This is a genomic window from Bradyrhizobium sp. FW305-F6, assembly GCF_058782905.1.
The window spans coordinates 588,212-613,551 of the sequence record NZ_JBYSYD010000004.1; the positions used below are offsets into that span (position 1 = coordinate 588,212).

General features: G+C 60.7%; 29 protein-coding genes. 26 read left to right on the plus strand and 3 right to left on the minus strand.

Going from position 1 to position 25,340, the window contains the following annotated elements; all coding sequences use genetic code 11:
* Positions 1-199: 199 nt before the first annotated feature.
* The 3 genes from AC3WLX_RS27215 to AC3WLX_RS27225 all read left to right on the plus strand — a co-directional run bounded on the left by AC3WLX_RS27215 (position 200) and on the right by AC3WLX_RS27225 (position 2,617).
* Positions 200-1,123: a DUF2493 domain-containing protein gene (locus AC3WLX_RS27215; protein WP_492338267.1), complete on the plus strand. Its 924-nt coding sequence runs from the start codon at positions 200-202 to the stop codon at positions 1,121-1,123.
* Between the two features lie 137 nt (positions 1,124-1,260).
* Entirely contained in the window at positions 1,261-1,743 is a 483-nt protein-coding gene (locus AC3WLX_RS27220) for a hypothetical protein (protein ID WP_492338268.1), read from the plus strand.
* A gap of 550 nt (positions 1,744-2,293) precedes the next feature.
* Positions 2,294-2,617, plus strand: coding sequence for a DUF736 domain-containing protein (locus tag AC3WLX_RS27225; RefSeq protein ID WP_492338269.1), 324 nt, complete (start codon positions 2,294-2,296; stop codon positions 2,615-2,617).
* A gap of 73 nt (positions 2,618-2,690) precedes the next feature.
* Here the strand turns inward: AC3WLX_RS27225 and AC3WLX_RS27230 are convergent, their stop codons facing one another.
* Positions 2,691-2,942: a helix-turn-helix domain-containing protein gene (locus AC3WLX_RS27230; RefSeq protein ID WP_492338270.1), complete on the minus strand. Its 252-nt coding sequence runs from the start codon at positions 2,940-2,942 to the stop codon at positions 2,691-2,693.
* Between the two features lie 158 nt (positions 2,943-3,100).
* Here AC3WLX_RS27230 and AC3WLX_RS27235 point away from each other — a divergent pair, with 158 nt between their 5' ends.
* The 23 genes from AC3WLX_RS27235 to AC3WLX_RS27345 all read left to right on the plus strand — a co-directional run bounded on the left by AC3WLX_RS27235 (position 3,101) and on the right by AC3WLX_RS27345 (position 23,779).
* Complete coding sequence (locus AC3WLX_RS27235; protein WP_492338271.1) at positions 3,101-3,388, plus strand: DNA -binding domain-containing protein; 288 nt, start codon at positions 3,101-3,103, stop codon at positions 3,386-3,388.
* A gap of 138 nt (positions 3,389-3,526) precedes the next feature.
* Entirely contained in the window at positions 3,527-3,715 is a 189-nt protein-coding gene (locus AC3WLX_RS27240) for a transcriptional regulator domain-containing protein (protein ID WP_492338272.1), read from the plus strand.
* Positions 3,716-3,782: 67 nt separating this feature from the next.
* Entirely contained in the window at positions 3,783-4,295 is a 513-nt protein-coding gene (locus tag AC3WLX_RS27245) for a DUF2285 domain-containing protein (protein ID WP_492338273.1), read from the plus strand.
* A gap of 132 nt (positions 4,296-4,427) precedes the next feature.
* Positions 4,428-4,706: a helix-turn-helix transcriptional regulator gene (locus AC3WLX_RS27250; RefSeq protein ID WP_492338274.1), complete on the plus strand. Its 279-nt coding sequence runs from the start codon at positions 4,428-4,430 to the stop codon at positions 4,704-4,706.
* A gap of 3 nt (positions 4,707-4,709) precedes the next feature.
* A complete protein-coding gene (locus tag AC3WLX_RS27255) occupies positions 4,710-5,585 on the plus strand; it encodes a replication initiator protein A (RefSeq protein ID WP_492338275.1) in 876 nt (291 codons plus the stop codon).
* A 318-nt stretch (positions 5,586-5,903) separates the two neighbouring features.
* Complete coding sequence (locus tag AC3WLX_RS27260) at positions 5,904-6,368, plus strand: DUF2840 domain-containing protein (RefSeq protein ID WP_492338276.1); 465 nt, start codon at positions 5,904-5,906, stop codon at positions 6,366-6,368.
* Positions 6,365-6,874: a S26 family signal peptidase gene (locus tag AC3WLX_RS27265; RefSeq protein ID WP_492338416.1), complete on the plus strand. Its 510-nt coding sequence runs from the start codon at positions 6,365-6,367 to the stop codon at positions 6,872-6,874. Before AC3WLX_RS27260 ends, AC3WLX_RS27265 begins: the two co-directional genes overlap by 4 nt.
* A gap of 717 nt (positions 6,875-7,591) precedes the next feature.
* Positions 7,592-9,319, plus strand: coding sequence for a relaxase/mobilization nuclease domain-containing protein (locus AC3WLX_RS27270; RefSeq protein ID WP_492338277.1), 1,728 nt, complete (start codon positions 7,592-7,594; stop codon positions 9,317-9,319).
* An 89-nt stretch (positions 9,320-9,408) separates the two neighbouring features.
* Complete coding sequence (locus AC3WLX_RS27275; protein ID WP_492338417.1) at positions 9,409-11,385, plus strand: conjugal transfer protein TraG; 1,977 nt, start codon at positions 9,409-9,411, stop codon at positions 11,383-11,385.
* 9 nt (positions 11,386-11,394) lie between these two features.
* On the plus strand, positions 11,395-11,844 hold the full coding sequence (locus AC3WLX_RS27280) for a CopG family transcriptional regulator (RefSeq protein ID WP_492338278.1): 450 nt from the start codon (positions 11,395-11,397) through the stop codon (positions 11,842-11,844).
* Positions 11,845-12,024: 180 nt separating this feature from the next.
* Complete coding sequence (locus AC3WLX_RS27285; protein WP_492338279.1) at positions 12,025-12,690, plus strand: ribbon-helix-helix domain-containing protein; 666 nt, start codon at positions 12,025-12,027, stop codon at positions 12,688-12,690.
* A gap of 94 nt (positions 12,691-12,784) precedes the next feature.
* Complete coding sequence (locus AC3WLX_RS27290) at positions 12,785-14,098, plus strand: MFS transporter (protein ID WP_492338418.1); 1,314 nt, start codon at positions 12,785-12,787, stop codon at positions 14,096-14,098.
* A 176-nt stretch (positions 14,099-14,274) separates the two neighbouring features.
* Positions 14,275-15,255: a P-type conjugative transfer ATPase TrbB gene (gene trbB, locus AC3WLX_RS27295; RefSeq protein WP_492338280.1), complete on the plus strand. Its 981-nt coding sequence runs from the start codon at positions 14,275-14,277 to the stop codon at positions 15,253-15,255.
* Positions 15,255-15,581 carry a TrbC/VirB2 family type IV secretion system protein gene (locus AC3WLX_RS27300; RefSeq protein ID WP_492338281.1) on the plus strand — a complete coding sequence of 109 codons (327 nt, stop codon included), beginning with the start codon at positions 15,255-15,257 and terminating at the stop codon, positions 15,579-15,581. The genes trbB and AC3WLX_RS27300 overlap by 1 nt, the downstream gene beginning before the upstream one ends.
* Positions 15,581-15,844, plus strand: a complete 264-nt coding sequence (locus AC3WLX_RS27305) for a VirB3 family type IV secretion system protein (protein ID WP_492338282.1) — start codon at positions 15,581-15,583, stop codon at positions 15,842-15,844. Before AC3WLX_RS27300 ends, AC3WLX_RS27305 begins: the two co-directional genes overlap by 1 nt.
* 8 nt (positions 15,845-15,852) lie before the next feature.
* Positions 15,853-18,294, plus strand: coding sequence for a conjugal transfer protein TrbE (trbE, locus tag AC3WLX_RS27310; RefSeq protein ID WP_492338283.1), 2,442 nt, complete (start codon positions 15,853-15,855; stop codon positions 18,292-18,294).
* Positions 18,291-19,028 (plus strand): P-type conjugative transfer protein TrbJ, encoded by a 738-nt coding sequence (trbJ, locus tag AC3WLX_RS27315; RefSeq protein WP_492338284.1) that lies wholly within the window; start codon positions 18,291-18,293, stop codon positions 19,026-19,028. The genes trbE and trbJ overlap by 4 nt, the downstream gene beginning before the upstream one ends.
* On the plus strand, positions 19,025-19,387 hold the full coding sequence (trbK-alt, locus tag AC3WLX_RS27320; RefSeq protein ID WP_492338285.1) for a putative entry exclusion protein TrbK-alt: 363 nt from the start codon (positions 19,025-19,027) through the stop codon (positions 19,385-19,387). The genes trbJ and trbK-alt overlap by 4 nt, the downstream gene beginning before the upstream one ends.
* Entirely contained in the window at positions 19,388-20,614 is a 1,227-nt protein-coding gene (trbL, locus tag AC3WLX_RS27325) for a P-type conjugative transfer protein TrbL (protein ID WP_492338286.1), read from the plus strand.
* An 86-nt stretch (positions 20,615-20,700) separates the two neighbouring features.
* Complete coding sequence (gene trbF, locus AC3WLX_RS27330; protein WP_492338287.1) at positions 20,701-21,378, plus strand: conjugal transfer protein TrbF; 678 nt, start codon at positions 20,701-20,703, stop codon at positions 21,376-21,378.
* A gap of 23 nt (positions 21,379-21,401) precedes the next feature.
* Positions 21,402-22,352 carry a P-type conjugative transfer protein TrbG gene (gene trbG / locus AC3WLX_RS27335; RefSeq protein ID WP_492338419.1) on the plus strand — a complete coding sequence of 317 codons (951 nt, stop codon included), beginning with the start codon at positions 21,402-21,404 and terminating at the stop codon, positions 22,350-22,352.
* Positions 22,352-23,536 (plus strand): TraB/TrbI/VirB10 family type IV secretion system protein, encoded by a 1,185-nt coding sequence (locus AC3WLX_RS27340; protein WP_492338288.1) that lies wholly within the window; start codon positions 22,352-22,354, stop codon positions 23,534-23,536. Before trbG ends, AC3WLX_RS27340 begins: the two co-directional genes overlap by 1 nt.
* Positions 23,537-23,539: 3 nt before the next feature.
* Positions 23,540-23,779, plus strand: coding sequence for a DUF2274 domain-containing protein (locus AC3WLX_RS27345; RefSeq protein ID WP_492338289.1), 240 nt, complete (start codon positions 23,540-23,542; stop codon positions 23,777-23,779).
* Here AC3WLX_RS27345 and AC3WLX_RS27350 read toward each other — a convergent pair.
* Both AC3WLX_RS27350 and AC3WLX_RS27355 read right to left on the minus strand, forming a co-directional pair.
* Positions 23,755-24,711 carry a LysR family transcriptional regulator gene (locus AC3WLX_RS27350; protein ID WP_492338290.1) on the minus strand — a complete coding sequence of 319 codons (957 nt, stop codon included), beginning with the start codon at positions 24,709-24,711 and terminating at the stop codon, positions 23,755-23,757. The two genes, AC3WLX_RS27345 and AC3WLX_RS27350, sit on opposite strands and share 25 nt — an antisense overlap.
* Entirely contained in the window at positions 24,708-25,148 is a 441-nt protein-coding gene (locus tag AC3WLX_RS27355; protein ID WP_492338291.1) for an amidase family protein, read from the minus strand. The genes AC3WLX_RS27350 and AC3WLX_RS27355 overlap by 4 nt, the downstream gene beginning before the upstream one ends.
* Positions 25,149-25,340 lie beyond the last annotated feature (192 nt).

A 25,340-nucleotide genomic window follows, 5' to 3' on the forward strand; every position in this document is an offset into this window, starting at 1 on the left:
CTATTTTCCGCCGCGCGCCCGCAATGGAAATACACTAGCGACCTGACCGACGCGCTTTGCATCGCGAAGCAAAATAGCCGGCCTCCGCCATCCTCCGCTGCCGCTTCGGCCCTTCGGGTTCTGGCCCGTCCCGCCTGCCGTCTGAGTGATCGCCACGAAGGCCGCGATGGGCGCGGTCGATCCGACAAGGGACCTCTCCATGACCGATCATGACGACAGCGAACTACCGCACACCGCATCTCCGACCGACCACGTCCTCAGCGAACTCCAACTCTTCGGCTACCGTCCATTCGACGACGAGCCCGATCCGAGACCGCTTCCGGAGGGAAAGATGGTCGCCGTCGCCGTTGCCGATATCTTTGACGCCGTGGTCGCCACCTTGAGCGACACCCGGCTTGAGCCGGATCTCGACGACCTGCTCTGGGCAACCGTCAACCTGTTCCATCGAGCCGCGGATCGGATCGAACGCGAACTCGACAATAATGAGCAGGCGCAACGCAAGAGCCAGCATGAGCAGAACGGCTCGGAAGTCAGATCGGTCGAACTTGAGCGCTTGACGGCCGAAGGCATCACGCTGATCGAGCGCCGCAATTGCCTGGAGCTGTTCCGTGATCAGGCCATCGAACGCTTTGAAGTGCACACTGGATCGATCTGGCGCCCCCGGTCTGGTTCACTCGTCAACCACCGCACGCTCACCGCAGCGATGATCGACTCCAGAGACTTTCTCGCCGCCAAGCGCCGCGCCGAGACCGATGTCATGTTGCCGCCCGGTCCCAAGGTCGCACTGACGGGCGGCCTCGACTTTAACGACCATCGTCTGGTCTGGGATCGCCTCGACAAGGTCCATACCAAGCATCCCGATATGGTTCTGATCCATGGAGGCTCACCGAAGGGTGCTGAACTGATCGCCGCCAAATGGGCAACTAATCGAAGGGTACCGCAGATCGCTTTTAAGCCGGATTGGACCAAACACGCCAAGGCGGCACCGTTCAAACGCAACGATGCCATGCTCGAACTGCTGCCGATCGGTGTCATGCACTTCCCTGGCACGGGAATTCAGGACAACCTCGCCGACAAAGCGCGACGCCTCGGCGTTCCCGTTTGGAAATTTGGCGGCGCGTGAGCGCCGTCTTGCTTTCCGAACCACCAAAGTGGACTTGTACGCCGCAACTCCGCCTCGTTTCGACGTTATGTCCAAACTTGCGCCGCGGTGGTGGTGGAAGGCGCGACCGTTACACCTTTGCACATGGAGCCACCACCATGCTCGCCCTTGGGCTTGTCCTCAACACCGTCGGCATCGGCTTGTTCTGCTGGCTAATCTTCACACTGGCAGTATATGCCTTGCCGTTTTTTGTCGCCGTCAGCGCTGGCATGGCGGCATTCCATAGCGGCGCTGGCATTCTCGGTGCGCCGCTAATTGGCATCGCCGCTGGCGCGGTGGCACTCGCGGTCGGTCAAACTGCATTCGCGATGACACGTTGTCGGATCCTTCGTACAACAATAGCGGCTGCTTTCGCAGTCCCAGCCGCAATTGCCGGCTATTATGTGGTCCTCGCGATTTCGCAACTCGGAATGCCATCACTAGCCTGGCGTGAGCTCTTCGCTAGCGTCGGCGCGGTTTTCATCGGCGGTACGGCATGGGCACGGTTGGCCGTCTTCGCAGAGCCCCGCCCATTGGAGACGGGCAAGGTGGTGCGGAGCGCGCCTCACGCAGGTCTTTCGGCCGTTACGCGCGACGGGTAGTCCCTCGCTACCTGCCCCTTCGAGCAGATTCGTGTAGGTCGCCTCGTTGAAGGAGGCATAGTCGAACTCGAGCGAAAAAGTGGTAGCGCCTCGTGGGGGCATATAACAGGCCGCGTCATCTCGGCCCTGGCCCACATAGATGCAGTGATGAGGTCTTCGGTCGCGGCTACTCGTCGGCTTACAATACCGCCGTTTCTTGCACGTCGCTTCTTTCTCTACGCCAAGACATTCCGACTTCTTGCGCATTCAAACCGATCTTCCAAGTTTTCTCCCGAGATTGCGCTTCAGCACGCGGACGCACGTGGCCTCTTTGATGGCTTGATCTGGCCGAAGACCGGCTGCGCCTCGATCGTCTGAGCCGCAACGCCGTCGCTTAAGACTTTCTTCCCCTGGGCTACGCCCATTCCTCGCGAGGCAAGAAAGTCTCTACGACAGCGTCCTCCGCTGCGCTCCGGCCCGCAGGCGGGTGCGTCGCCGATCGTCCTCGGCCTGTCCATCGCCATCGAGGCCGCGGTGGTCGCGGGCTCGAAACACAAACAGGAGAAGTGACATGGCTAACATCGGTTCTTTCAAGAAGGTCGGCAACGACTTCCAAGGCGAGATCATCACCCTTAGCTTGCAGGCCAAGGGCGTCCGCATCGTCGCTGAGCAGAACCGCTCCTCCAACGAGAACGCCCCCAGCCACCGCGTCTTTGTGGGTCGCGCCGAGATCGGTGCAGCCTGGTCGAAGCGCTCCGAGGAGGGCCGCGACTACCTCTCGCTGAAGCTCGACGATCCTTCCTTCAACGCGCCGATCTACGCGAACCTGTTCGACGACGAGGGCGGCGAAGGCTACAGCCTGCTGTGGTCGCGGCCGCGGAAGAGTGGCGAGTAAAATCGCCCAGCAAAGCCCCGCCCGAAGAGATCGGGCGGGGCTTTCGTTTTGGCCCACTTTCCGATGCTACAAATTATTTGCGCTTACTGCTCTTTGCCTTCTCGGAACGAGCTTCGTCATCGGGCACAACAAGATCGACGTGGCTTATCCCAAGCGTACTGGCGAGTTCAAAAAGCGTCACGACGGTCGGGTTGCGTCGGCCCCTCTCGAGGTCGCTGATATATTGCTGCGTAAAGCCGGAAGCCTCAGCAAAGCTTTCCTGAGTGAAGCCTTTTGCCCTTCTAAACCTTCCAAAATTGCGGCCGACCAGCTTGCGCATATCCATGCGCGCAAGTTGCGGCTTTACATACTATGAGGTTTATCTACTATAATGTGTATTCCAAGAAATCGTGCTAGCCGCGTGAACTGAAAAAGGGCTAAAGTAAGACCTCGCAACCTATCTGTCGGTGGGATGTTTAGAATCATTCGCTCTTTGACGCACGTATGAAAAAACCACCCCCAGATCCCGACGTTGCCGATATTGCACCGACGGATGCCGCCCTCACAGTGTACGACGAGGAGCACATTATCACGTACCTGCGTCTGCTTGATGCGGATGCAGAGGGTGCAGATTGGCGCGAAGTGGCGCGGCTTGTGCTGCACATAGATCCCGTTGCTGAACCCGATCGCGCCAAGACCGCGTTCGACACCCATTTGGCTCGTGCGAAATGGATGACGGAGCATGGATATCGTCATTTGCTGCGCGGCGGCGCATCAAATCCGAATCTTTGAAGCTCTTTCGTAGAAAAAATTCCTTAGCTGATTTCCCTGTTCGATCTGATGCATCACGCGATGCAGGATCAGGGACTTCCTCAACCATTGTTAGTCAGGTTTATCGCGTTTCAATCTTGCAGTGCGAGGGGACGCGGAATGTCAAAATTCGATTGGAGATCGCCAGACGCCTATGAGCGCGTTCAAGGGGCAGAAATCACCGGACTAGCGTGGGAATGCCTACGCCGTAATCCCGACTTTGGAGCTGATTATCGCAGCGCTTCCAAGGCGCTTCCCAAGGTAAGCCCGGAATTCCGCCAGCGTTGGGGCTTGTGTTTTCGCAGCTGACCCTAACCAATCCTGCCTCGAACAGACCATCTTCTGGGCGCCGGAAGTTCTGCCGACGGTCGTTCCGGTGCGACCTCTATCGCTCGCGGTCGCGCTGTCGCGTGTCGCGCTAGATCTCGATGAGCTGACCGAAGGTCAACTGCGGCAAGGCCCTGACGGCTGGCACGCCGTACTGCGTTTGCACAAGGTAGAACATCGCGTTTGGTTCAAGGAAGCGCCGGTCGTTGCCGGCACCTATGCCGTCGAACTCCCGCTCGATCGCGACTTTGAATTCCGCGCGGATGCAGGCAGGCGGCTGTGGCGAGCCCTCAATGGCAGGCCTCCAGGGCCGCCGCTGCATGCGCTTTCCGCGCATCGCCGGCGTCGACTCGCGCTTGCTCTACGCGCGCTCGACGCCCGGACGGACGGCAGCACCTACCGGGAAATAGCGGAAATCCTGTTCGGTGCCGAACGTATCTCCGAACGCGACTGGAAGACTCACGATCTGCGCAATCGGACTATTCGCTTGGTCCAGAACGGTCTTGCGCTAATGCGTGGCGGCTATCGCGCATTGTTGGGTCCGACATCTCGCAAAAAATAGGACGCCCTTTGGGGGTATCGAAGATGCACCCCCGCATCTTCGGCATCCCCCTTCGAAGCTCTACTCCGCCACTGTGCTCGTCGACGCGCCGCCGAACTCGCCGGCGCTCCAGACGACCGCGGAGCTTTTCAGATGCCCGATGCAAACGCCAGTTTGCCGCCACGCTACTTGCGCACGGCCGAGGCAGCCCGATTTCTCAGCCTTTCCGGCCGCACCCTGGAAAAACACAGGACCTATGGCACTGGCCCTGCTTACCGAAAGATCGGCGGGCGTGTCGTCTATGCGCTCGATGACCTCAAGGCTTGGGCCGACCGCGGTACCAAGACGTCAACCAGCGATCCCGGCGCTGGCACCGTACTCCCCGCAAAACGGCACGCTCCCGTTCCCTACGCGGGCAAGGAACGGCGTTAAGCAATGCGGCGTCGCTCTGAGCGCGATCAACTCGATCTGTTTCGTGCATTGCCCGGCGACTTGGCCGCACGCGATGCACAAGATTTGATGGCATATCCATTCTTCTCGCTGGCAAAGTCCAGGCGGACCATTCCGATCGATTTCCGCACCGGAACAATCCTGATCCGCGTCGAGGCTGTGCCAGAGCACGGTCTGGCGACGATCTGGGACGCGGACGTTCTGATCTGGGCGGCCTCGCAGATCGTTGAGGCTCGCGATGCCGGCCTGAAGACATCGCGTCTGATGGCCGCGACGCCGTACGAGATCCTGACGTTTGTCGGTCGCGGCACGAGCGTGCGCGACTATGACCGTCTCAAAGCCGCGCTCGATCGGCTCCAGTCAACAACCGTTGTGACCTCAATTCGCCAGCCAACGGAGCGGCGGCGGCATCGCTTCTCCTGGATCAACGAATGGAAGGAAACGGCAGATAGCCACGGCAAGCCTCGAGGGCTTGAACTAATCCTGCCGGATTGGTTCTACACGGGCGTCCTTGATGATGCGCTCGTGCTGACCATCGACCGCGGCTATTTCGGTCTCACGGGTGGTCTCGAGCGCTGGCTTTATCGCCTCGTCCGCAAACACGGCGGGCGGCAAGGCGGCGGCTGGAGCTTCGATGTTGTGCACCTCCACGCCAAGTCCGGGAGCTTATCGCCGGTCAAGCACTTTGCTTACGACCTGCGTCAGATCGTGCGCCGGCAAACCCTGCCAGGTTACGAGCTCATCATCACGCAGGATCCAAACGGTGCGGAGCGATTGAACTTTGCACCAATCGCGATCGATCCGCTCACGGAGCGGCTGCGAATACGCGGGCTCGTATCTCGACCAGGGGAAAAGCTGTGAATCAACTCGTGCTATCGGGGACCACAACTCTCGTGCCATCAAGGACCGGATCCGCGTGCTATCAGGGACCGGGATCGCGGTCAAAGTCTTGGCGCGCAACAACTTCTCGACCTCGTAACTCTACTAACAGGGAATCCTTCGGATTCCCTCTAACGGGCCGCGACCGCCGGGATGCGATGCCAGCAGGACAGTTGCCGGCACAACTGCAGCGCGCCGACCAGAACCGCACCCCTCCTTTCAGGCCTGCGCTCCAGCATCTCGGTATCAAAACGTGCGGTTGTACGTGCCGCCACGTCCGACACTGACATGGAGGCGCAAGTGAACGACGTTACGACTGTCGAGCTTCTGTGGCTCGAGAAGCGGATTGAGAACCGGATTCGGTTTGGTCATCCGATCTCTGAAAAGATCGTGGACACTCATCGGCGTGTCCTCTCATTCGCACCCGGCAGCATCTTTGCGTTCGTGCGCTGGACGTCAAACGACTTCGGCACCGTCCTGTCTCGGATCGATATCTTGCGCGCGGCGGCGCCGGGCCAGCGCTACTCGACCGTGCCTTGGATCAATCCCGGCGGCGAGAGCCTCCTGCGATTGTCTGGCTGGCAAAAGGTCGAACGCGTTCTGCAGCTGATCGATGCCGTGGAGGCCATCGGGATCGATCCTGCGGACGCTGCGCCTGACTACTGGCACCACGTTCACAACCGTCTGTCAGTCAACGAAGCGCCGCGAACCTACACGCGCGGGCGTCACCAGGCATGGCTGCACCGCCGGAAGGTGAGATCATGACCGGCCGAATAACGACCATTCTCGCGATGTTTGGAAGCGTCGCGCTCGTGCTGGCCGGAAATGACAACGGCACTCCGTCCTACATATGGAACGTCTCAGAGAGCGTGCCCATTGGCCTGTATCGATTGCAACCCGTCGAGCTATTGAGCGTCACCGACCTCGTCGCAATTCGACCGCCGGAGCCGCTTGAGGCGTTCCTCGATCTCAACGGGTATTTGCCGATCGGTGTGCCCATGCTGAAACGGATCCTCGCGCTCCCAGGACAAACCGTCTGCAGAACCGGGCTCACAATTGCTGTCGACCATATTGAGCTAGGGCAGGCGAGGGAGCGCGACGCGCGCGGCCGACCCTTACCGGTCTGGCAGGGGTGCCGCCTGCTCTCGGCCGGTGAAGTCTTTGTCATGAATTGGCAGTCGGCGGACTCTTTCGACGGGCGCTATTTCGGGCCCATTCCTGCGTCTGCCGTTATCGGCCAAGCGATCCCGGTGTGGACTGAGGGAGAATGATCGTGCTTACTCTGGGTACTCAAACTGCAGCCACTCTGTCCGAATCTTCCCAATACAAATGCGAGAGCCTCTGCAGAGATCCCTCACGTAGCGGCCGCGCATCTGCGCTCTTGAGGCGTCGAGCAATGCTCGCGCCCGCATTGCTGGACAACGAGCAGGGTGAAGCTGGCGGCAGGCGTGGACTTCCTTGGCGGGATGCTCCCCGGTTTGTTGAGCGGGCGGGCGCACCGTGACGGGCATTCGGTTTGCATTCGAGACGCTGCAACACGATCATGCCGCTAAGACTTTCGGATTTGCTACTGAAGGACCCTTGCTCACGCGGCAAGAGTGCGCGGAGGAGTGCGATATTAAGTTGCTGATGGCATACGGGCGATGCCTTCGGCCCGCGCTCTACTCGTCGCTTCGCTCCTCACCGAGCCACCCTACGGGTGTCTCGGCCCTGCGGGTAACGATCGCTATCGCAAACGCTCGCTTCGCTCGCACTGCATTTTGTCGCAAATCGCCGCGAGTACCGAGAGTCTGTTGGCTTGAAAGTTGGGCCCTCGGAACTAGCGACCGAGGAGGGCAGGATAAAAGCCGCAAGGTGCGGCCGGTCGGTCGGTTGAGAAATGTTAGCAATCTCAACCACGCTTTCAACCTTGCGAAGGACCGGCACAATTTGCCATTCCAGCCAAGGCGCTGTTCCTCTTCAGTTTTCGAAACCTTGTGGCGGGTAAAATGAGGCGCGCCGATGATTTCCGCATCCGTCCAGGCCGTATCCGGTCGACGCGCGCACCCAAGGCAAAATCATTTCTCGCGCAGGCTCTCACAGCCGCGCAGAAGGCAGGCGGTCTCTCACACGGCCGAGTTAGGAGGAGTGGATCCTTCGGGCGCGGCCGTGCGGCGAGCGTTGCCGCCGCGCGGCTCCTCAACAACCGCGCCCGCGGCGCCATGGTGAAGGCACGGGTCGTGCGCCGGATGCGGTCTCCTGGCGCACTGCGGGCTCATATTGGTTATCTCAAGCGGGACGGTGTCACCCGCGACGGATCACCCGGTAAACTGTTCGATGCTGCGGGGGATGATGCAGACGGCCGTGCTTTCGCGGAACGCTGCGATGGCGATCGGCATCATTTCCGGTTAATTGTCTCGCCGGATGATGCCACTGAGCTGGCAAGTCTGCGGAGCTTTACCCGAGAGTTGATGGACCAGGCCTCGCGTGATCTCGGCACGCGGCTCGACTGGGTCGCCGTCGACCACTGGAACACCGAGCATCCGCATATCCATATTCTCCTACGTGGTCGCGCGGACGATGGTTCCGATCTTGTGATTAGTCGCGACTATATCGGATCCGGCTTACGAGCGCGCGCAGGTGATCTCGTCACGCGTGAGCTCGGCCCGCGATCCGAGCTTGAGATGCGGCGCAGTCTTGAAGCTGAGGTCACCAGCGAACGCTGGACGCGGCTCGATCGGGTGCTTGCCCGGGAAGCGGGCAGGTCGGAAGGGGTGGTCGATCTGCGCCCCGAGCGTGACGCCGGACGCGATCCGCTGCGGGAGATCCGGATCGGCCGGATGCGAACCCTTGAGCGGCTCGGGCTTGCTGAACCGGCCGGTCCCGCGCGCTGGGTTCTGACTGATGATGCAGAACGGCGCTTGCGCGCGCTCGGAGAGCGCGGCGATATCATCAAGCGGCTGCACAAAAGCCTGGCGAGGGATGGGGCATCTCGCGCGCTCTCGTCGTGGGCGCTCGAGGGCGAAGGCCACGGCGAACCCGTGATCGGCCGCCTCATCGCCCGCGGGCTGGATGACGAGTTGAGGGGCACAGCGTTCGCTGTGGTGGACGGGATCGACGGGCGTGTGCATCACCTCAGGCTTCCTGACATCGATGCGGCCGGCGATGGTCCGATCGGCGGCATCGTGGAATTGCGTCGTTTTGAGGATACGAGGGGCAGACTGCGGATCGCGCTTGCTGTTCGCTCAGACCTCACTCTCGACCAGCAGGTGGCAGCCGAAGGGGCGACCTGGCTTGACCGGCGTCTCGTTGCCCGCGAAACTGTTGATCTCTCGCGCGCTGGTTTTGGTGCCGAGGTCCGCGCTGCGCTCGATCGGCGGATCGAGGCGCTGGCGGAACGAGGCCTTGTTCGCCGCGATGGTGACAAAGTAGTACTCGGCCGCAACGTCATCGGTACCCTACGGAATCGCGAGCTCGATACGGTGAGCCGGCGCTTGGCCGAGGAAACGGGACTGGTGCATATGCCCGCCGAGTCAGGCGAACCCGTTTCGGGAGTCTATCGCCGCAGGCTGTCGCTTGCCTCCGGCCGATTTGCCATGATCGACAATGGCCTCGGCTTCCAACTCGTGCCCTGGGTACCGTCCCTTGGGCGCGAACTTGGCCGGCAAGTAAGCGGAATCGCCGGCCCCGGTGGGGTCGACTGGAGCTTTGGACGCAAGCGCGACCTTTCGCCCTAACTCGCCGATCTCTGCGCCATTGCGCGCGTGACCGCGACACCGGGTACATGGATGTTGCGTCGTCCTATGGCAAGGGCGCATCTGCGCAGATGTCCGCGACCAAGATTCTCTGGGGACAGCTCTTCTTCGTCTCGATCGTGGTACTCGCCTTCCTTTGGGCGGCGACCGAGTGGACGGCCTGGCGTCTCGCCTACCAACCGCAGCTCGGGCCTGCCTGGTTCATGGTCGGGCGCTGGCCGATCTATCAGCCGCTTGCTTTCTTCATCTGGTGGTTTCAGTTCGACGCTTATGCGCCGAAGATATTTGTCGAGGGCGCCTGCATCGCCGCAAGCGGTGGGTTCGCCGCCATCGGGATCGCCATCACGCTTTCGGTATGGCGGGCGAAAGAAGCTCAGCAGGTGACCACATACGGCTCGGCTCGTTGGGCCGACGCACGTGAGGTCAGGCGGGCGGGCCTTCTGGGGTCCGATGGCGTCGTGCTCGGCCGCTTTGATGGCCGGTATCTCCGGCATGACGGCCCCGAGCATGTCCTTTGCTTTGCCCCGACCCGTTCGGGCAAGGGCGTTGGTCTCGTCATTCCGACCCTGCTGACCTGGCCGAGTTCCACCATCGTTCACGACATCAAGGGCGAGAATTTCAAGCTCACCTCGGGCTGGCGTGCATGCTTTGGGCCTGTGCTCCTGTTCGATCCGACCAATCAGGGGAGCGCGGCCTATAATCCTCTCCTTGAGATCCGCAAGGGAGACTATGAGGTAAGGGACGCTCAAAATATCGCTGACATCCTCGTCGATCCCGAAGGCGCGCTCGAGCGCCGCAATCATTGGGAGAAGACCAGCCATTCCCTGCTCGTTGGCGCCATTCTGCATGTCCTCTACGCCGAAGGCGACAAGACGCTTGCAGGTGTGGCCAACTTTCTGTCTGACCCGTCACGCCCGATCGAAGCGACGCTCAATGCGATGCTGGCGACACCCCATCTAGGAGAGCGCGTTCATCCCGTAGTGGCTTCGGCAGCGCGCGAACTCCTCAACAAGAGCGAAAATGAACGCTCAGGTGTGCTGTCGACCACAATGAGCTTCTTAGGACTGTACCGTGATCCTGTCGTTGCCAAGGTTACGGGCCGGAGCGACTGGCGCATCCGCGATCTCGTCGATGGACCCCGCCCCATCTCGCTCTACCTTGTCGTACCGCCATCCGACATCGCCCGGACAAAACCGCTGATGCGGCTGGTGCTCAATCAGATCGGACGGCGATTGACCGAAAGCCTGGATACCGATCGCCGACGCCAGAAGCTGCTCCTGATGCTCGACGAGTTTGCTGCGCTCGGCCGGCTCGACTTCTTCGAGAGCCAGCTCGCCTTCATGGCAGGTTATGGCATCCGTAGCTTTCTGATCACCCAGAGCCTCAACCAGCTCGAGCGCGCCTACGGACCGAACCACGCTATCCTCGACAACTGTCATATCCGGATCGCGTTTTCGACCAATGACGAGCGTACCGCCAAGCGCGTCTCGGACGCACTTGGAACCGCAACCGAAATGCGCGCAATGAAGAACTATGCCGGACACCGCCTAAGCCCCTGGCTTGGGCACCTCATGGTCAGCCGGCAGGAAACGTCCCGTCCACTGCTCACGCCCGGGGAAGTCATGCAGCTCTCGCCTAACGAGGCGATCGTGATGGTTTCGGGGGTGCATCCGGTACGCGCCAGTAAGGTACGATACTACGAGGATCAGCAGCTAAAGTGCCGCGTCTTGACGCCATCCCGCGCCGGTCCGGTCACCCTGGTGGCGCAGGCAGACGATTGGTCAGGTCGTCCGCATATTCCACCCTCTTTCGAACTGCTTGCAAAGATGAAGCGCGGGTCCCGTGACTCCAACGGTGGCATTCGCCGTGAGCCGGAGCTGCCGCAACACGAGGATGTCATCATCAGGACACTGCCTACCGAAAACGAATTCGATACTGCTCCAGATGATGGCGACGCCGATGTCGTGCAGGCGAGGGCTCTGAGCCGTTCGATGCAGGGCATCGCACGTTCCGTCACCATCGACCCAGACGATCCGATGGATCTCTAGGCTCCCGACATGAGGAAGGCGCAGCTCAGCATCTATCTCGACCCAGAGACGTTCGCCAGCCTTGAGGCCTTCGCCGAGCATCACGGCAAGCCCAAGTCACTGATCGCCGAGGCTGCGATCGCCTCGTTCCTTTCGCCCGATGACTCCGACCGCAGAGAGGCCGCGATCGCCAAGCGGCTGGACCGGATTGTGCGCGTCCTCGAACGGCTCGAACGCAACGACACCGTCACGCTGGAGACAATCGCATTGTTCATCCGCTTTTGGCTGACGTCAACGCCGGCGCTCCCGGAGCAGTCAAGCCCCGCAGCCCGCGCCAAGGGCGCCGAGCGGTACGATCGCTTTGTCGAAGCTCTCGGGCGGCGGCTATCCAGTGGGTCAACCATGCTCAAGGAGGTGAGTATCGAATCTCATGACGCCGAGAACGCGGTGCGCGGCAAAAACGACGCCGGCCCGAGCTAGCCAACCCGCCAATCCCTTCTTTCGTTACGCCAGGGTACGATCGCAACTGTCGACGGTTGCTGCGTCCACAATGCTGCTCTTCTGTCATCTCCGACAGAGTCAATCACCCCTTTGCAAACCGATCGCACCGTAGTTGTCGCGGACTCGATCGGTGTGCTCCGAGTACGGAGAAGAGCGAAAATGCAGCTCCACGGCGATATCGATCTGGAGGCCAGCCAGACTTCGGTGGCCAAATCGTCACCTCGCAAGCGGAAATCCCAGGTAACCCGCAAAGTAACTGTCCGGATCACCGAGAAGATTCACGAGCAACTCCAAGCTGCGACTGAACGGCCGGGCGTCGGCAAGAGCATGGTCGTGGAGGCCGCGCTTGCACAGCTTCTGGATCCGCGGCCTTCAGGAAGTACGACTCAACACAGTTTTAGCGAGTTTCACGCGCGATTCGATTCTCTAGAGCGAGATTTGCGGACGATCGCCGAAACGGTCGCACTCCATGCGCGATATCACCTCGCGGTGATGCCGCCTCTGCCGCAACCGCAGCAGCGAGAAGCCTGCCAACTGGGCGATGAGCGCTTCAAGGTTTTGGCCGAACAGGTCGATCAGCGCGTTCGGCAGGACCGTCCGCTAATCCAGGAGACGATTGATCGCCTGAATGCAACACGCTTCGACGGCTTGAAATCGTCGATCGACGAAGATGAACCGGTCGATTCCAGGCCGACCGACATTCAAAACGGCGCCGGTTCGCGAGGCGAAGTAAGCATTAGGCACGTACCGTCCGCTGCCGCCCAGGAGGGCGGCAGCAATTCCAACTTTCGTCACCTCCCGAACGCTTTCTGCTGGCCGGCATGATCAAGCTGGATACGAAAATTCGGCGACGCCCGATTCGGAACCGGATGCGGATGAGTATCAAGCCGTCGGCGATCACCCGCGTTGGTGGCGCCTGATCCTAGCCGTCTTCCTTCCATTTGCCGCCGGCTACTATCTTTCCTTCCTCTTCCGAAGCATCAACGCATCCATCTCTCCGGCGTTGGCATCCGAATTTGGGCTTGATGCCGCGAAGGCCGGGCTGCTGGCCTCGGTCTACTTTCTCGTCTTTGCAGGCGTCCAGATTCCCATTGGCGTTCTCCTCGATCGGTATGGGCCGCGGCGAGTCCAGAGCGTATTGCTGGTGATGGCGGCCGGAGGCGCGACTCTATTTGGTACCGCAACGGGATTCTCTGAGCTTCTTGTTGCTCGCGCCATGATAGGCCTTGGGGTTGCAGCTTCATTGATGGCGGGTCTCAAAGCCGTGGTCATCTGGTTTCCCAAGGAGCGTATCGCGCTCGTCAATGGCTGCATGATCATGCTGGGATCGCTCGGGGCCGTTACCGCAACGGCGCCCACCGATTGGGCGTTGGACTGGATCGGCTGGCGAGGCCTTTTTGAGGTGCTGACCTTTGCGACTATCGGGATAGCTGGCTTTACCTACTTCGCCGTGCCAGAAAGCGGCCCCCGTTCGACAACTTCGGTGACTTCCCGGCGGCAGCTTACTCTGCGGTCCGTTTATTCCGACGTGCGGTTTCTACGAGTTGCGCCTCTTTCGGCAGCCTGCATCGGCTCGTCGTGGGCCCTACAATCACTGTGGGCTGCGCCCTGGCTGTCGGACGTGGAAGGGCTTGATCGGCAAAGTCTCATGACGCAGCTGTTCACCATGGCCCTTGGAATCAGTCTTGGAGCGTTGCTGCTGGGCGTGATGGCGGATCGTCTGCGCAGGCGAGGCATAACAGCCGAAGTGCTGTTGGCGGGCATGGCAGGGGTGTTCATTGTAGCTGAACTTGCACTTATTCTTCGCCTTCCGATGCCATCGCTTCTGCCCTGGTGTATCGTGTCAGTTATGGGGGCGGCAACAGTCCTCAGCTTCGCGATGATCGCCGAATACTTTCCGCAGGAATTTGCCGCGCGAGCAAATGGTGCGTTGAACCTTGCACATTTTAGTTCGGCGTTCGCGGTTCAGTACGGCATCGGGCTTGTTGTCGGACAGTGGTCATACCAGGACGGTCACTATCCGGTAACTGCCTATCAGGTTGCGTTTGGTCTCAGTGTGGTCTTTCAGGCAGCCGCATTGCTCTGGTTTGCTCTGCCTTGGCTTCGGACGTTGAGCAGGCACCTTTACACGTCGATTACGCGGCCGTCTGTAGAGCGAGAAAGCCGGGCTGAATTCGTCACCGTGCCGGTCGAGGGACTTATCCTCGATGCGCGCGGGGCGGCGGAATGGTGACCAGCCAGCGTGTGCCCCGCCGTCTTTGTAGCGATCGATGCTCCGTTGGGAATCCGGGCATTTCCCATTCTTTCTTTTTCTACGACAGGGCGCGAACCCAACATCCCGCTTGTTGCGTAAAGACATCCACTGCCTTTTCTAGTTGACCCCACCGAGGTCGCTCGGGGCGACTTCAGATGTTGGAGGCGGTGGTGGCAGTCCATTCCATTCAATCGGAGGCAACATCTCGCGGTGCGCGCATGCTGCGCACCGCACTTGGCCCCGCGATCGCAGGCTTTCTGGAAGACCCTTCGATTGTGGAGGTGATGCTCAACCCCGACGGCCGGTTGTGGATCGATCGGCTATCGAGTGGTTTGGCTGACACTGGGGAGGTCTTATCGGCGCAAGACAGCGAACGCATTATCCGACTAGTCGCCCATCACGTGGGTGCGGAAGTACGTTCCGGCGCGCCGCGCGTATCGGCCGAATTGCCCGAGACTGGCGAGCGTTTCGAAGGTCTGTTACCGCCCGTCGTTACGGCCCCGGCGTTCGCGATCCGCAAGCCGGCCGTCGCCGTCTTCACCCTCGATGACTACATCGCAACGGGGATCATGACGTCAATACATGCTGAGGTCCTGCGGCGCGCCGTTAGATCGCGCAAGAACATTCTGGTGGCCGGCGGAACGTCAACCGGCAAAACGACGCTTACGAACGCGCTGCTCGCCGAGATCGCGAAAACCTCCGACCGCGTCGTCCTGATCGAAGACACAAGAGAGCTCCAATGCAAAGCGCCAAACCTTGTGTCTCTCCGCACCAGGGATGGCGTTGTTTCACTTTCCGATCTCGTTCGCTCATCCCTTCGCTTGCGTCCCGATCGCATTCCGATCGGTGAAGTGCGCGGCGCTGAAGCTCTCGACCTGCTCAAGGCGTGGGGCACGGGCCATCCCGGGGGGATCGGTACCATCCACGCAGGCAGCGCGCTCGGAGCCTTGCGCCGGCTTGAGCAGCTCATCCAGGAGGCTGTCGTTACGGTGCCGCGCGCCCTGATCGCCGAGACCGTGAACGTCATAGCCGTTCTTACTGGCCGTGGTGCCGATCGCCGTCTTTCCGAACTTGCTCACGTCGCCGGGCTCGGGGCATCGGGCGACTACAGCCTCTCAGCAATAGGAGACAAGTGATGAGCTGCCCATCACCTGCCGGCCGAAGGGCCGTTTCGACCGCAACAATTGCCGTCTTCTGCCTGACCTCCGCCCCGGCGTGGTCTGCAGGCTCGAATATGCCGTGGGAGCAACCGCTCAATCAGATACTGCAGTCGGTCGAGGGCCCCGTCGCCAAGATTGTCGCTGTCATCATCATCATCGTGACCGGACTGTCGCTGGCTTTCGGCGACGCGTCGGGCGGCTTTCGCCGGCTAGTCCAGATCGTTTTTGGTCTGTCGATTGCGTTCGCCGCATCGAGCTTCTTCCTGTCCTTCTTCTCGTTCGGCGGCGGCGTTGTGATCTGATGGACGAGCAAGTCCCAGGGTTTGTTGCGCCCGTGCATCGCGCCTTGACCGAGCCGATCCTGATGGGTGGCGCACCGCGGGCCGTTGCCATCTTAAACGGCACCTTGGCAGCCGCACTTGGTCTAGGTCTGCGGCTTTGGCTCGCCGGTCTTCTACTCTGGTTCATCGGGCACATGATGGCCGTATGGGCTGCGAAACGCGATCCGGAGTTCGTGGAAGTTACGCGCCGGCACGTTCGTATACCCAGTCACCTATCCCTGTGAGTTCTCCCATGATGAATCTTGCCGAGTATCGTTCCTCGAATGCGCGCCTGGCGGACTTCCTGCCGTGGGCCGCCCTTGTCGACGAGGGCATTGTCCTGAACAAGGATGGCTCGTTTCAGCGAACGGCAAAATTTCGAGGGCCGGACCTCGATAGCGCCGTTCCGGCCGAACTCGTTGCTGTCGTCGGGCGCCTGAACAATGCCTTGCGTCGCCTTGGATCTGGCTGGGCCTTGTTTGTCGAGGCACAACGCCACGCCGCGGGGGCCTATCCTCCGAACACGTTCCCCGATGCGGCATCGGCCTTGGTCGACGCCGAGCGAAGGGCGCAGTTCGAGGAGGCCTGCGCCCATTACGAGTCCAGCTACTACCTTACTTTGGTTTATCTGCCGCCTGCCGAAAGGGCGGCTTTGGCCGAGCGGCTCCTTTACGAGGGTAGCAACCGGGCCGTCGGTGCGGACGCGCAAGAAGCGCTGGCCGGCTTTGTCGATCGGTCCGACCGTGTCCTGCAGCTCATGGAGGGTTTTATGCCGGAATGTGGCTGGCTCGATGATCAGGAGACGCTGACGTATCTGCACTCAACGATCTCGACGAGGCGCCACCGGGTGCGCGTCCCGGAAGTACCCATGTATCTCGACGCGCTGCTTGCCGATCAGCCGCTGACCGGCGGTCTTGAGCCGATGTTAGGAACGGCCCATCTGCGGGTGTTGACAGTCGTTGGATTTCCGACCGCGACGGTACCCGGGATTCTGGATGACCTGAACCGTCTGGCATTTCCCTATCGCTGGTCGACCCGGGCGTTGATGCTCGACCGGATCGACGCCGTGAAGCTCGCGACAAGGATCCGGCGCCAATGGTTTGCCAAGCGCAAGTCAATCACTGCGATCCTGAAGGAGGTGATGACAAACGAGGCATCGGCTCTCCTCGACACCGACGCGAATAACAAGGCGATCGATGCCGATGCGGCGCTGCAGGAACTTGGCACCGATCAAATCGGAGAAGCCTTTGTTACCGCGGCAGTTACCGTCTGGGACGGTGATCCCCGAGCCGCCGACGAAAAGCTCCGCCTCGTGGATAAGGTCATCCAGGGACGCGATTTCACCTGCATGATCGAGACCGTGAATGCGGTCGAAGCCTGGCTCGGCAGTCTGCCGGGGCACGTTTACGCCAATGTCCGCCAGCCCCCGATCTCGACTCTCAATCTCGCCCATATGATCCCCTTGTCGGCGGTGTGGGCGGGGGAGGTGAGGGACCATCACCTTAAGGCGCCGCCGCTGTTCTTCGCCAGGACGGAAGGGTCGACGCCGTTTCGGTTCTCGCTCCATGTTGGCGATGTCGGGCATACCCTGGTTGTTGGCCCGACCGGCGCCGGCAAGTCGGTGCTCCTGGCGTTGATGGCCCTGCAGTTCCGCCGCTATCCGGACGCACAGGTCTTCGCCTTCGATTTCGGCCGGTCGATGCGGGCGGCAGCGCTCGCCATGGGCGGAGACTGGCATGACCTCGGTGGCGCGGTCGCGGGCGAAACAGAGGAGTTCGTGTCCCTGCAGCCGCTGGCTGACATCGATGATGTCGCCGAGCGCGGCTGGGCTGCGGAATGGGTCGCCTCGATTCTGTCCCGCGAAAAAATCGATGTCACCCCGGAGACCAAGGACCATGTCTGGACGGCGCTGACCTCGCTGGCATCGGCCCCTCGCGCGGAGCGGACTCTCACCGGCCTCTCGGTCCTTCTCCAATCGAATGTTTTGAAGCGAGCGCTCCAGCCCTATTGTCTCGGTGGTCCTTATGACCGGTTGCTCGATGCCGAGCATGAGGCCCTCGGGTCCTCATCGGTCCAGATCTTTGAGACTGACGGGCTGATCGGAACCGCAGTTGCGCCGGCTGTCCTGTCCTATCTGTTCCACCGAATCGAAAACCGCTTCGACGGGCGTCCAACGCTGCTTATTATCGACGAGGGTTGGCTCGCGCTGGATGATGCGGACTTTGCCGGCAAGCTCCGTGAATGGCTGAAGACGCTTCGCAAGAAGAATGCGTCGGTTGTTTTTGCGACCCAATCACTGGCCGATATCGATGGCTCAGAGATCGCGCCGGCCATCATCGAAAGCTGCCCGACCCGGATCCTGCTGCCCAACGATCGCGCCATCGAGCCGCAGATCATGACGATCTACCGCCGCTTTGGGCTCAATGACCGGCAGATCGAGATCCTGGCGCGGGCAATTCCCAAGCGAGACTACTACTGCCAGTCCCGCCGCGGCAATCGCCTGTTCGAACTCGGGCTTGGCGAAGTCGCGCTTGCCTTTACCGCTGCTTCCTCCAAGGCCGATCAGACGCTGATCGAGCAGATCCTGGCCGAGCGCGGCCACGACGATTTTGTAACCGGCTGGCTTAGAGCTCGCGAAGTGGCCTGGGCGACGGATCTCATTCCGCATCTCGCTGAATTGGAGGCATCCAAATGAACCGCTTCCAACGCGTTGCTGCCGCCAGCGTGATCGCGCTTGCCGCGCTTGCCGGCGTCAATCCGGCTTCCGCACAGTTGGTCGTGTTTGATCCCAACAACTACGCGCAAAACGTGCTGACCGCCGCTCGAACCTTGCAGCAGATCAACAACCAGATCGTATCGCTTCAGAACCAGGCGCAGATGTTGGTCAATCAGGCCAAAAATCTCGTGAGCTTGCCGTACTCGTCGCTGCAGCAGTTGGAGCAGTCGATCCAGCGCACGCAGCAATTGCTCGCCCAGGCCCAGCGCATCTCTTTCGACATCCAGCAAATCGATCGCGCGTTCTCTACCACGTACGCGCCGGCATCTTCAAACGTCGCAGACCAGGCGCTGATCGCCAACGCGCAAGTTCGTTGGCAAAACTCGGTTGCGAGCTTTCAAGATGTCATGCGGGTTCAGGCCACGGTGGTAGGCAATCTCGACAACCACCGCACCGAAATGTCGGCGCTTGTTGGTGCGAGCCAGGGGGCAACTGGAGCGCTGCAGGCGAGCCAGGCCGGCAATCAGCTTCTCGCGCTGCAGGCGCAACAGCTTGCCGACCTCACGGCCACAGTTGCCGCCCAAGGGCGCGCTCATAGCCTGGAATCGGCCCAGCGAACCGCCGCTCAGGATCAAGGCAGGGAGCAACTACGGCGTTTCCTGACGCAGAGCCGAGGTTACCAGCCCACAACAGTGCAGATGTTTCATCAATGAGCGATTTCAACGCGTTTAAGACGCTGTCTCTCAGCGCAACAGTCGTGGCCGTCGTGCTCGCTGCTACCTGCACAATCCACCTGCGCAACGACGACAACCAGCCTCAGCCTGCCACTTCGGTCGCCGGAGAGCCTAATCCCGTAGCGGCCGAGCTCGAACGATGTCGCTCAATTGGCTACGAGCAAAGAGACAAACTTACCGAATGCCGCAAGGTCTGGGCGGAACAGCGTCGCCAATTCCTTGGCCAGAACAGAAATCCCGCCCGACCAGATCCAGACGCGACGCCGTCTGCGACCGTCAAGGATCAGAGCCGGTTGCCATCCGGTTTGTTTCCGGCGCCTCAAGCGACGGAGCGATAAATGGGCGGTACGGGCATCATCGACCAGTTCCTGGAAACGTTCACCCGTTACATCGACTCCGGGTTCGGTCTGGTTGGCGGTGAGGTCGGGTATCTCGCGTCCACGCTTGTGGTGATCGACATCACGCTCGCTGGCCTGTTCTGGGCCTGGGGTTCTGATGACGAAATCATTGCCCGCCTCATCAAGAAGATCCTGTTTGTCGGCGTCTTTGCGTTCCTTATCGGTAATTGGAATAGCCTCGCGCGCATCGTCTTCGAGAGTTTTGCCGGCCTGGGATTGAAGGCTTCAGGCACCGGCTTGTCATCGGCTGATTTTCTGAGGCCCGGGCGCATCGCCCAGGTCGGCTTAGATGCCGGACGGCCGATTCTTGAATCGATCTCCGGCCTGATGGGTTACGTCAGCTTCTTCGAGAACTTCGTACAGATCGTGGTGCTGCTGTTTGCCTGGATCGTTGTGTTGCTGACGTTCTTCATCCTCGCCATCCAGCTCTTTATCACCCTGATTGAGTTCAAGCTGACCACCCTGGCTGGCTTCGTTCTGATTCCCTTTGGCTTGTTTGGAAAGACGGCCTTCGCCGCCGAGCGGGTCTTGGGAAATGTGATCTCGTCCGGCGTCAAGATCCTTGTGCTGGCGGTCATTGTTGGCGTCGGGTCGACTTTGTTCTCCCAGTTCACCGCGGGGTTTGGCGGCAACCAGCCGACGATCGAAAGCGCGATGGCGCTGGTGCTCGCGGCGCTCTCGTTGCTGGGCCTCGGTATTTTCGGGCCGGGGATTGCCAACGGTATTGTCTCTGGCGGGCCGCAACTTGGCGCCGGTGCAGCAGTTGGAACCACGATGGCCGCAGGTGGCGTGGTTGCTGCCGGGGCAGCACTCGCAGCAGGCGGCGCTGCTCTTGCCGGCAGCATGGTTGGAGGAGTGGCGAGGGGAGGCAGCGCGCTCGTAGGCGGCGCGGCATCCACGTTTCGGACGGGAGCGCAGGCCGGCGAGATGGGCGCCACTGCAGCGAGTCCCCTGCGATCGCTGGCCGCCCGCTTTGGCAGATCAAGTGCCGCTGGCGATGACGCTGGCGGCGCGGATGCTTCTTCCGCAAGGGCACCCGCCTGGGTTCGTCGCATGAAACGTGCACAGACGGTCAGTCATGGTGTCTCGGCAACCGCGCAGGCGTTGCGGTCTGGGGATCACGGCGGAGGCGGGGCCTCCGTTGATCTCAAGAATCCTGAGCGCTGAGATCAGCACCATCGCTCCACCTCTCAGAGCTGTTCAAACGTACCAAAACCCAACCACGTCCGTTCTCTTCTATGTCGAGGTAAAGCATGTTCAAACGATCGGCCGTTCACTATGGCCGCACACCTCAGCCGGTTACGCCTTACCAAAGAGCCGCTCAGGTTTGGGATGACCGGATCGGCTCGGCGCGTGTTCAGGCCAGGAATTGGCGTTTGATGGCCTTTGGTTGCTTGCTTCTCTCAACGGGCTTTGCCGCTGCTCTCGTCTGGCAGTCGGCACAGGGATCCATCACCCCGTGGGTCGTCGAAGTTGATCGTCTTGGTGAGACGAGAGCGGTCGCGCCGGCAAATTCGACCCACAAGACAACCGACCCTCAAATCGCTTTCCACCTCGCCCGCTTCATCGAACATGTCCGCGGCCTGCCCATGGACGCGATCGTGCTGCGAGAGGATTGGCTCCGCGCGTATGACTTCACAACTGATCGCGGCGCAGTCGCGCTGAACGATTACGCCCGCAATAACGACCCGTTTACAAAAGTTGGGAAGATCCAGGTCGCTGTCGAGGTATCCAGTGTGATCAGGGCCTCGCCCGACACCTTTCGCATCGCCTGGATCGAACGGCGTTACGAGAATGGTCAGCTCGGCGCCACCGAGCGGTGGAGCGCGATTCTCTCGATCGTGGTGGAACCACCGCGCGACATCGATCGGCTGCGCAAAAATCCCCTTGGCATCTACATCAACGCGATCAACTGGTCGAAGGAGTTTTGACATTGACGCTGAGAAATCACCGTTTGCAGCGACTCAAAATTGCGAAAGGGTTTCCGGCTCTGCTGATATGCGCCTATGCCCTTGCCGGGTGCACCACATTCAAGCCTCCGCAGATCAGCTATGACGACGAAATCCCGCCGCTTCCCGCTCAGCCGGCGCTTGCGGACGATCGGCCGCGCTCTCTTCACGTGCCGCCTGCCTGGACGCCGGCGCGAGGTGGCAAGGAGAAGGAGGCAGAGGCGCCAATTGAACGGATCGAAAGCGCCAATGACGCGGCTCGCGTTCAGCCACGGAAGGCAGGGTATTTCAACGCCGTGCAGGTGTTTCCATATAGCCCAGGCGCGCTCTATCAAATCTATGCGGCGCCCGGACAGATCACGGACATTGCCCTGGAGCCAGGTGAGCAATTGATCGGATCCGGACCCGTATCCGCGGGCGATACGGTGCGCTGGGTGGTCGGAGATACCGAGAGCGGCAGTGGAGACACCCGGCGGGTCCATATCATGGTCAAGCCGACACGGGCCGCCATCGAGACCAATCTCGTTCTCAACACGGATCGGCGGACCTACCTGATCGAGCTGCGCTCGCGCGAAAAATCCTACATGCCATCGGTCTCCTGGTTCTACCCAGAAGACCGAGCCGCGCGCGGTCGCGCGCTGCCGCCCAAGCCCTTTATTCCGGAGCCTGCCCAACGGCGCTATCGATACGCCTTTGAGGGCGACAATCCTCCCTGGCGCCCCGTCAGCGTCTATGACGACGGCCGCAAGGTCTACATCGAATTCTCGCCCGGCATCGGGCAAGGCGAAATGCCCCCGCTGTTTGTCATCAGCTCCGACGGCAATACGGGTCTCGTCAACTACCGGGCGTTCGGCAACGTCCTGATTGTCGATCGGTTGTTCGCAGCCGCCGAACTGCGGTTGGGGGGCGAGGACCAGCAAAAGGTCCGCATCATCAGAACCGACGGGAGATCTTGATGAGCAATTCCGAACAGGAGGTCACCAACGGGGCGGGCGTTAGGCCGGTACCCGAGGCAGAGACGGCGAGTTCTTTTCGGTTGCGGCCGGAGCGCCCGCACGTCACGCGACTCTCACGCAAGGCGCTGATTGGGGGCACAGCACTATTGCTGACCTTTATCTCCGCTGCCGCTTTCCTGGCGCTGCAAACACGCGAGAAGCGAACGCCTGCCTCGGACGAACTCTACTCAACCGATCACCACAAAGTGGCGGACAAGCTAGCCAGCTTGCCCAAGGACTACAGCTCAATTCCGCCGGACGTGCCGCGACTAGGGCCGCCTTTGCCAGGCGATCTTGGCCGTCCGATTGTGGCAGCACAGAACCAAACGGGCCCGCTTGCGGTCGATGCCGAGCAGCAACGCACAAGCCAGGAAAGCGAAGCTGCTCGTATTAGCAAATTGTTTGCCGCCACCGTTACCCGACCATCGCCTGGCCAAGCGCAGTCAGCCGGGGCGTCGCCAACGGCGGCCACTTCAACTGACGACGCATTTGCCCAAAACGGTCAGGATCGCAAACTCGCGTTCGTCAACGCATCGGTCGATCGACGCACCACTAATCCTGACCGTCTGATGAAGCCAGCCTCGCCCTTCGTGGTCCAAGCCGGCACGATCATTCCTGCCGCTCTTATTACTGGAATTCGCTCGGATCTGCCGGGCCAAATCACCGCGCAGGTAACCGAAAATGTGTACGATACTCCGACGGGACGAACTCACCTTATCCCGCAGGGGGCGCGATTGATCGGCAGCTACGATAGCCAGATTGCGTTCGGGCAGTCGCGCGTGCTCCTGGTCTGGACGCGGCTCATCATGCCCAACGGGCGTTCCATCGTGCTCGAACGCCAACCGGGCGCCGATACCGCAGGCCATGCCGGTCTTGAAGACGAGGTTGATAATCACTGGCTTGAGCTGGTCAAAGCCGCGGCTCTTTCGACGTTGCTTGGCGTTGGGACCGAATTGGGTTCCAGTGGAAACGACAGCGACATCATCCGGGCGCTGCGCCGTGGGGGAGGGGATTCCCTCACTCAGACCGGTCAGCAGGTGGTACGCCGCAATCTGAACATTCAGCCCACGTTGACCATTCGGCCGGGATTTCCCGTCAGGGTAATTGTCAACCGCGATCTTGTACTTGAGCCCTATCGAGGATGAGAAATGGCGAAGCTCAAACTTGGCACCATCGAGAACGACAGACCGGTCAAGGTCACACATGAACTGCCAGCAAGCGTTCACCGTGATCTCGTCACCTACGCCGAAATCCTCGCGCGCGAGAGCGGCCAGGCTGCGCATGATCCGGCGAAGCTGATCGCACCCATGCTGGCGCGCTGCATGGCGACGGACCGCGTCTTTGCAAGATCACGACGAGCGTCTCACGGGGCCACCGGACCGAGGTGATAGCGCTCGGCAAGCAATTTGAGGAGGTTTTGGAGAGCGGGGTTCTTGTTGTCGGCCCGCCAGACCGCTGAAAACCCGATGCGGCTCGGCCCCGTCCCGTCGCGCAACTCCCGATAGACCAAGCCAGAAAAGTTGGCCCCGATATCGGATTCCAGCACAAGACTGATTCCGAACCCGACAGCGATCAAGCTCTTAATGACGCCGCGGCTCACGTCATGGCGCTCGATCCGGGGACGGTGTTCGGGAGAGATGAGCTTTGCGTTCAGAAGATCCTCAAGCTCGCGTCCCGGGTCATAATGACTGAGCAGAACAGTCTGATCCCGTAGATCCGTCCAATAGATGACTTCGCGTACAGCCAACGGATGGTCGCTGGGCAGAACTACGAGAATACGTTCACTCCAGAGTGGAGTGGCTTTGCTGTCGAGGGGTTGCGGGTCGCCGGTTATGATGCTCACGTCGGCGACGCCGTTGCGGAGCGCGGTTGCGAGCCGCGTTCTCGATCTCTCCACAGTCACGAGTTCGACCTTTGGAAACAGCTTCTTGAAGTCGAGCAATGTCGCACGCAGATTGCCTGCCGTCAGCGAAGTACAGAACCCGATGACGAGACGGCCTGCTTCGCCAGATCCGTGCGCTCTTGTTGATGCGATCAGCGCCTCGATCTGTTCAAGTATCGAGCGTGTCATGCGCAGGAAGTGACGACCTGCCGGCGTTGCACGAACGCCACCGCTTGACCGCTCGAAGATGACGACGCCAATCGAGTGCTCAAGTAGCTGGACAGAACGACTGAGTGTCGACTGCTTTATCGACAACGCGTGGGCGGCTTGCCGAAAACTTCCGTAGTCTGCGGCGGCGACTGCGTGTTGAAGCTGATTGAAGACAACGGTTAAGCGTCGGCCCCCGACGGGCAGGCCGGCAAAATTCGTATCATTCATGTGATCAACGCCATCGTCCCAAAGTTTCTGATGGACCAGATAGTGCGGTATATTGAGACAATTTTTGGTTGTCGAATACTAACGGAAACGCCAAAGTGAGTTCTCGACTCTAAGGCAGAGCAGGCGGACAGCAGGGTGAGATCATCCTGATGCCGGCCGATCAGCATAAGCCCCACTGGTAGCCCGTCAGCCAGACCGGCCGGAAGCGAGGCGGAAGGGCTGTCGCTGAAATTCGTCAAATAGGTTGGGCAAAATCCGATCAACGGATTGATCGACACCCCGTTCACCTGGCTTGGCCCAACGGTCTTGCCGCGTTCGGCATCGGCAACCGGAAGACACGTAGTGGTCGGGCCGGCAATAAGATCGACCTGAGCCAGTGCGGCATTCAAGGTGTCGTACACTCCGGTGCGCACGGTTTGGTCCCGTTGCAGGTCCATGGGCGTTGCACTTCGCGCGATTTGCTCCCACTCGCGGACCGCGACGACTGCTGCGGACGGGGAGCGCATGTCTTACGCCTGTCGCAATTGTGCGAACGGCTTCCGCAAGAAAAGTCGTTGATCGTCCGGATGGCTCTTGCGAGAAGATCGATGGAAATATTTTTCAAAATCAAGCTCGTGAGGGGGGGGATT

What these genes read in the sequence shown, in the direction of transcription:
- AC3WLX_RS27215 (WP_492338267.1), top strand. Translation starts at nt 200, where the DNA reads ATGACCGATCATGACGACAGCGAACTACCGCACACCGCATCTCCGACC.
- AC3WLX_RS27220 (WP_492338268.1), top strand. Translation starts at nt 1,261, where the DNA reads ATGCTCGCCCTTGGGCTTGTCCTCAACACCGTCGGCATCGGCTTGTTC.
- AC3WLX_RS27225 (WP_492338269.1), top strand. Translation starts at nt 2,294, where the DNA reads ATGGCTAACATCGGTTCTTTCAAGAAGGTCGGCAACGACTTCCAAGGC.
- AC3WLX_RS27230 (WP_492338270.1), bottom strand. Translation starts at nt 2,942, where the DNA reads ATGGATATGCGCAAGCTGGTCGGCCGCAATTTTGGAAGGTTTAGAAGG.
- AC3WLX_RS27235 (WP_492338271.1), top strand. Translation starts at nt 3,101, where the DNA reads ATGAAAAAACCACCCCCAGATCCCGACGTTGCCGATATTGCACCGACG.
- AC3WLX_RS27240 (WP_492338272.1), top strand. Translation starts at nt 3,527, where the DNA reads ATGTCAAAATTCGATTGGAGATCGCCAGACGCCTATGAGCGCGTTCAA.
- AC3WLX_RS27250 (WP_492338274.1), top strand. Translation starts at nt 4,428, where the DNA reads ATGCCCGATGCAAACGCCAGTTTGCCGCCACGCTACTTGCGCACGGCC.
- AC3WLX_RS27255 (WP_492338275.1), top strand. Translation starts at nt 4,710, where the DNA reads ATGCGGCGTCGCTCTGAGCGCGATCAACTCGATCTGTTTCGTGCATTG.
- AC3WLX_RS27265 (WP_492338416.1), top strand. Translation starts at nt 6,365, where the DNA reads ATGACCGGCCGAATAACGACCATTCTCGCGATGTTTGGAAGCGTCGCG.
- AC3WLX_RS27270 (WP_492338277.1), top strand. Translation starts at nt 7,592, where the DNA reads ATGAGGCGCGCCGATGATTTCCGCATCCGTCCAGGCCGTATCCGGTCG.
- AC3WLX_RS27275 (WP_492338417.1), top strand. Translation starts at nt 9,409, where the DNA reads ATGTCCGCGACCAAGATTCTCTGGGGACAGCTCTTCTTCGTCTCGATC.
- AC3WLX_RS27280 (WP_492338278.1), top strand. Translation starts at nt 11,395, where the DNA reads ATGAGGAAGGCGCAGCTCAGCATCTATCTCGACCCAGAGACGTTCGCC.
- AC3WLX_RS27285 (WP_492338279.1), top strand. Translation starts at nt 12,025, where the DNA reads ATGCAGCTCCACGGCGATATCGATCTGGAGGCCAGCCAGACTTCGGTG.
- trbB (WP_492338280.1), top strand. Translation starts at nt 14,275, where the DNA reads ATGTTGGAGGCGGTGGTGGCAGTCCATTCCATTCAATCGGAGGCAACA.
- AC3WLX_RS27300 (WP_492338281.1), top strand. Translation starts at nt 15,255, where the DNA reads ATGAGCTGCCCATCACCTGCCGGCCGAAGGGCCGTTTCGACCGCAACA.
- AC3WLX_RS27305 (WP_492338282.1), top strand. Translation starts at nt 15,581, where the DNA reads ATGGACGAGCAAGTCCCAGGGTTTGTTGCGCCCGTGCATCGCGCCTTG.
- trbE (WP_492338283.1), top strand. Translation starts at nt 15,853, where the DNA reads ATGATGAATCTTGCCGAGTATCGTTCCTCGAATGCGCGCCTGGCGGAC.
- trbJ (WP_492338284.1), top strand. Translation starts at nt 18,291, where the DNA reads ATGAACCGCTTCCAACGCGTTGCTGCCGCCAGCGTGATCGCGCTTGCC.
- trbK-alt (WP_492338285.1), top strand. Translation starts at nt 19,025, where the DNA reads ATGAGCGATTTCAACGCGTTTAAGACGCTGTCTCTCAGCGCAACAGTC.
- trbL (WP_492338286.1), top strand. Translation starts at nt 19,388, where the DNA reads ATGGGCGGTACGGGCATCATCGACCAGTTCCTGGAAACGTTCACCCGT.
- trbF (WP_492338287.1), top strand. Translation starts at nt 20,701, where the DNA reads ATGTTCAAACGATCGGCCGTTCACTATGGCCGCACACCTCAGCCGGTT.
- AC3WLX_RS27340 (WP_492338288.1), top strand. Translation starts at nt 22,352, where the DNA reads ATGAGCAATTCCGAACAGGAGGTCACCAACGGGGCGGGCGTTAGGCCG.
- AC3WLX_RS27345 (WP_492338289.1), top strand. Translation starts at nt 23,540, where the DNA reads ATGGCGAAGCTCAAACTTGGCACCATCGAGAACGACAGACCGGTCAAG.
- AC3WLX_RS27350 (WP_492338290.1), bottom strand. Translation starts at nt 24,711, where the DNA reads ATGAATGATACGAATTTTGCCGGCCTGCCCGTCGGGGGCCGACGCTTA.
- AC3WLX_RS27355 (WP_492338291.1), bottom strand. Translation starts at nt 25,148, where the DNA reads ATGGACCTGCAACGGGACCAAACCGTGCGCACCGGAGTGTACGACACC.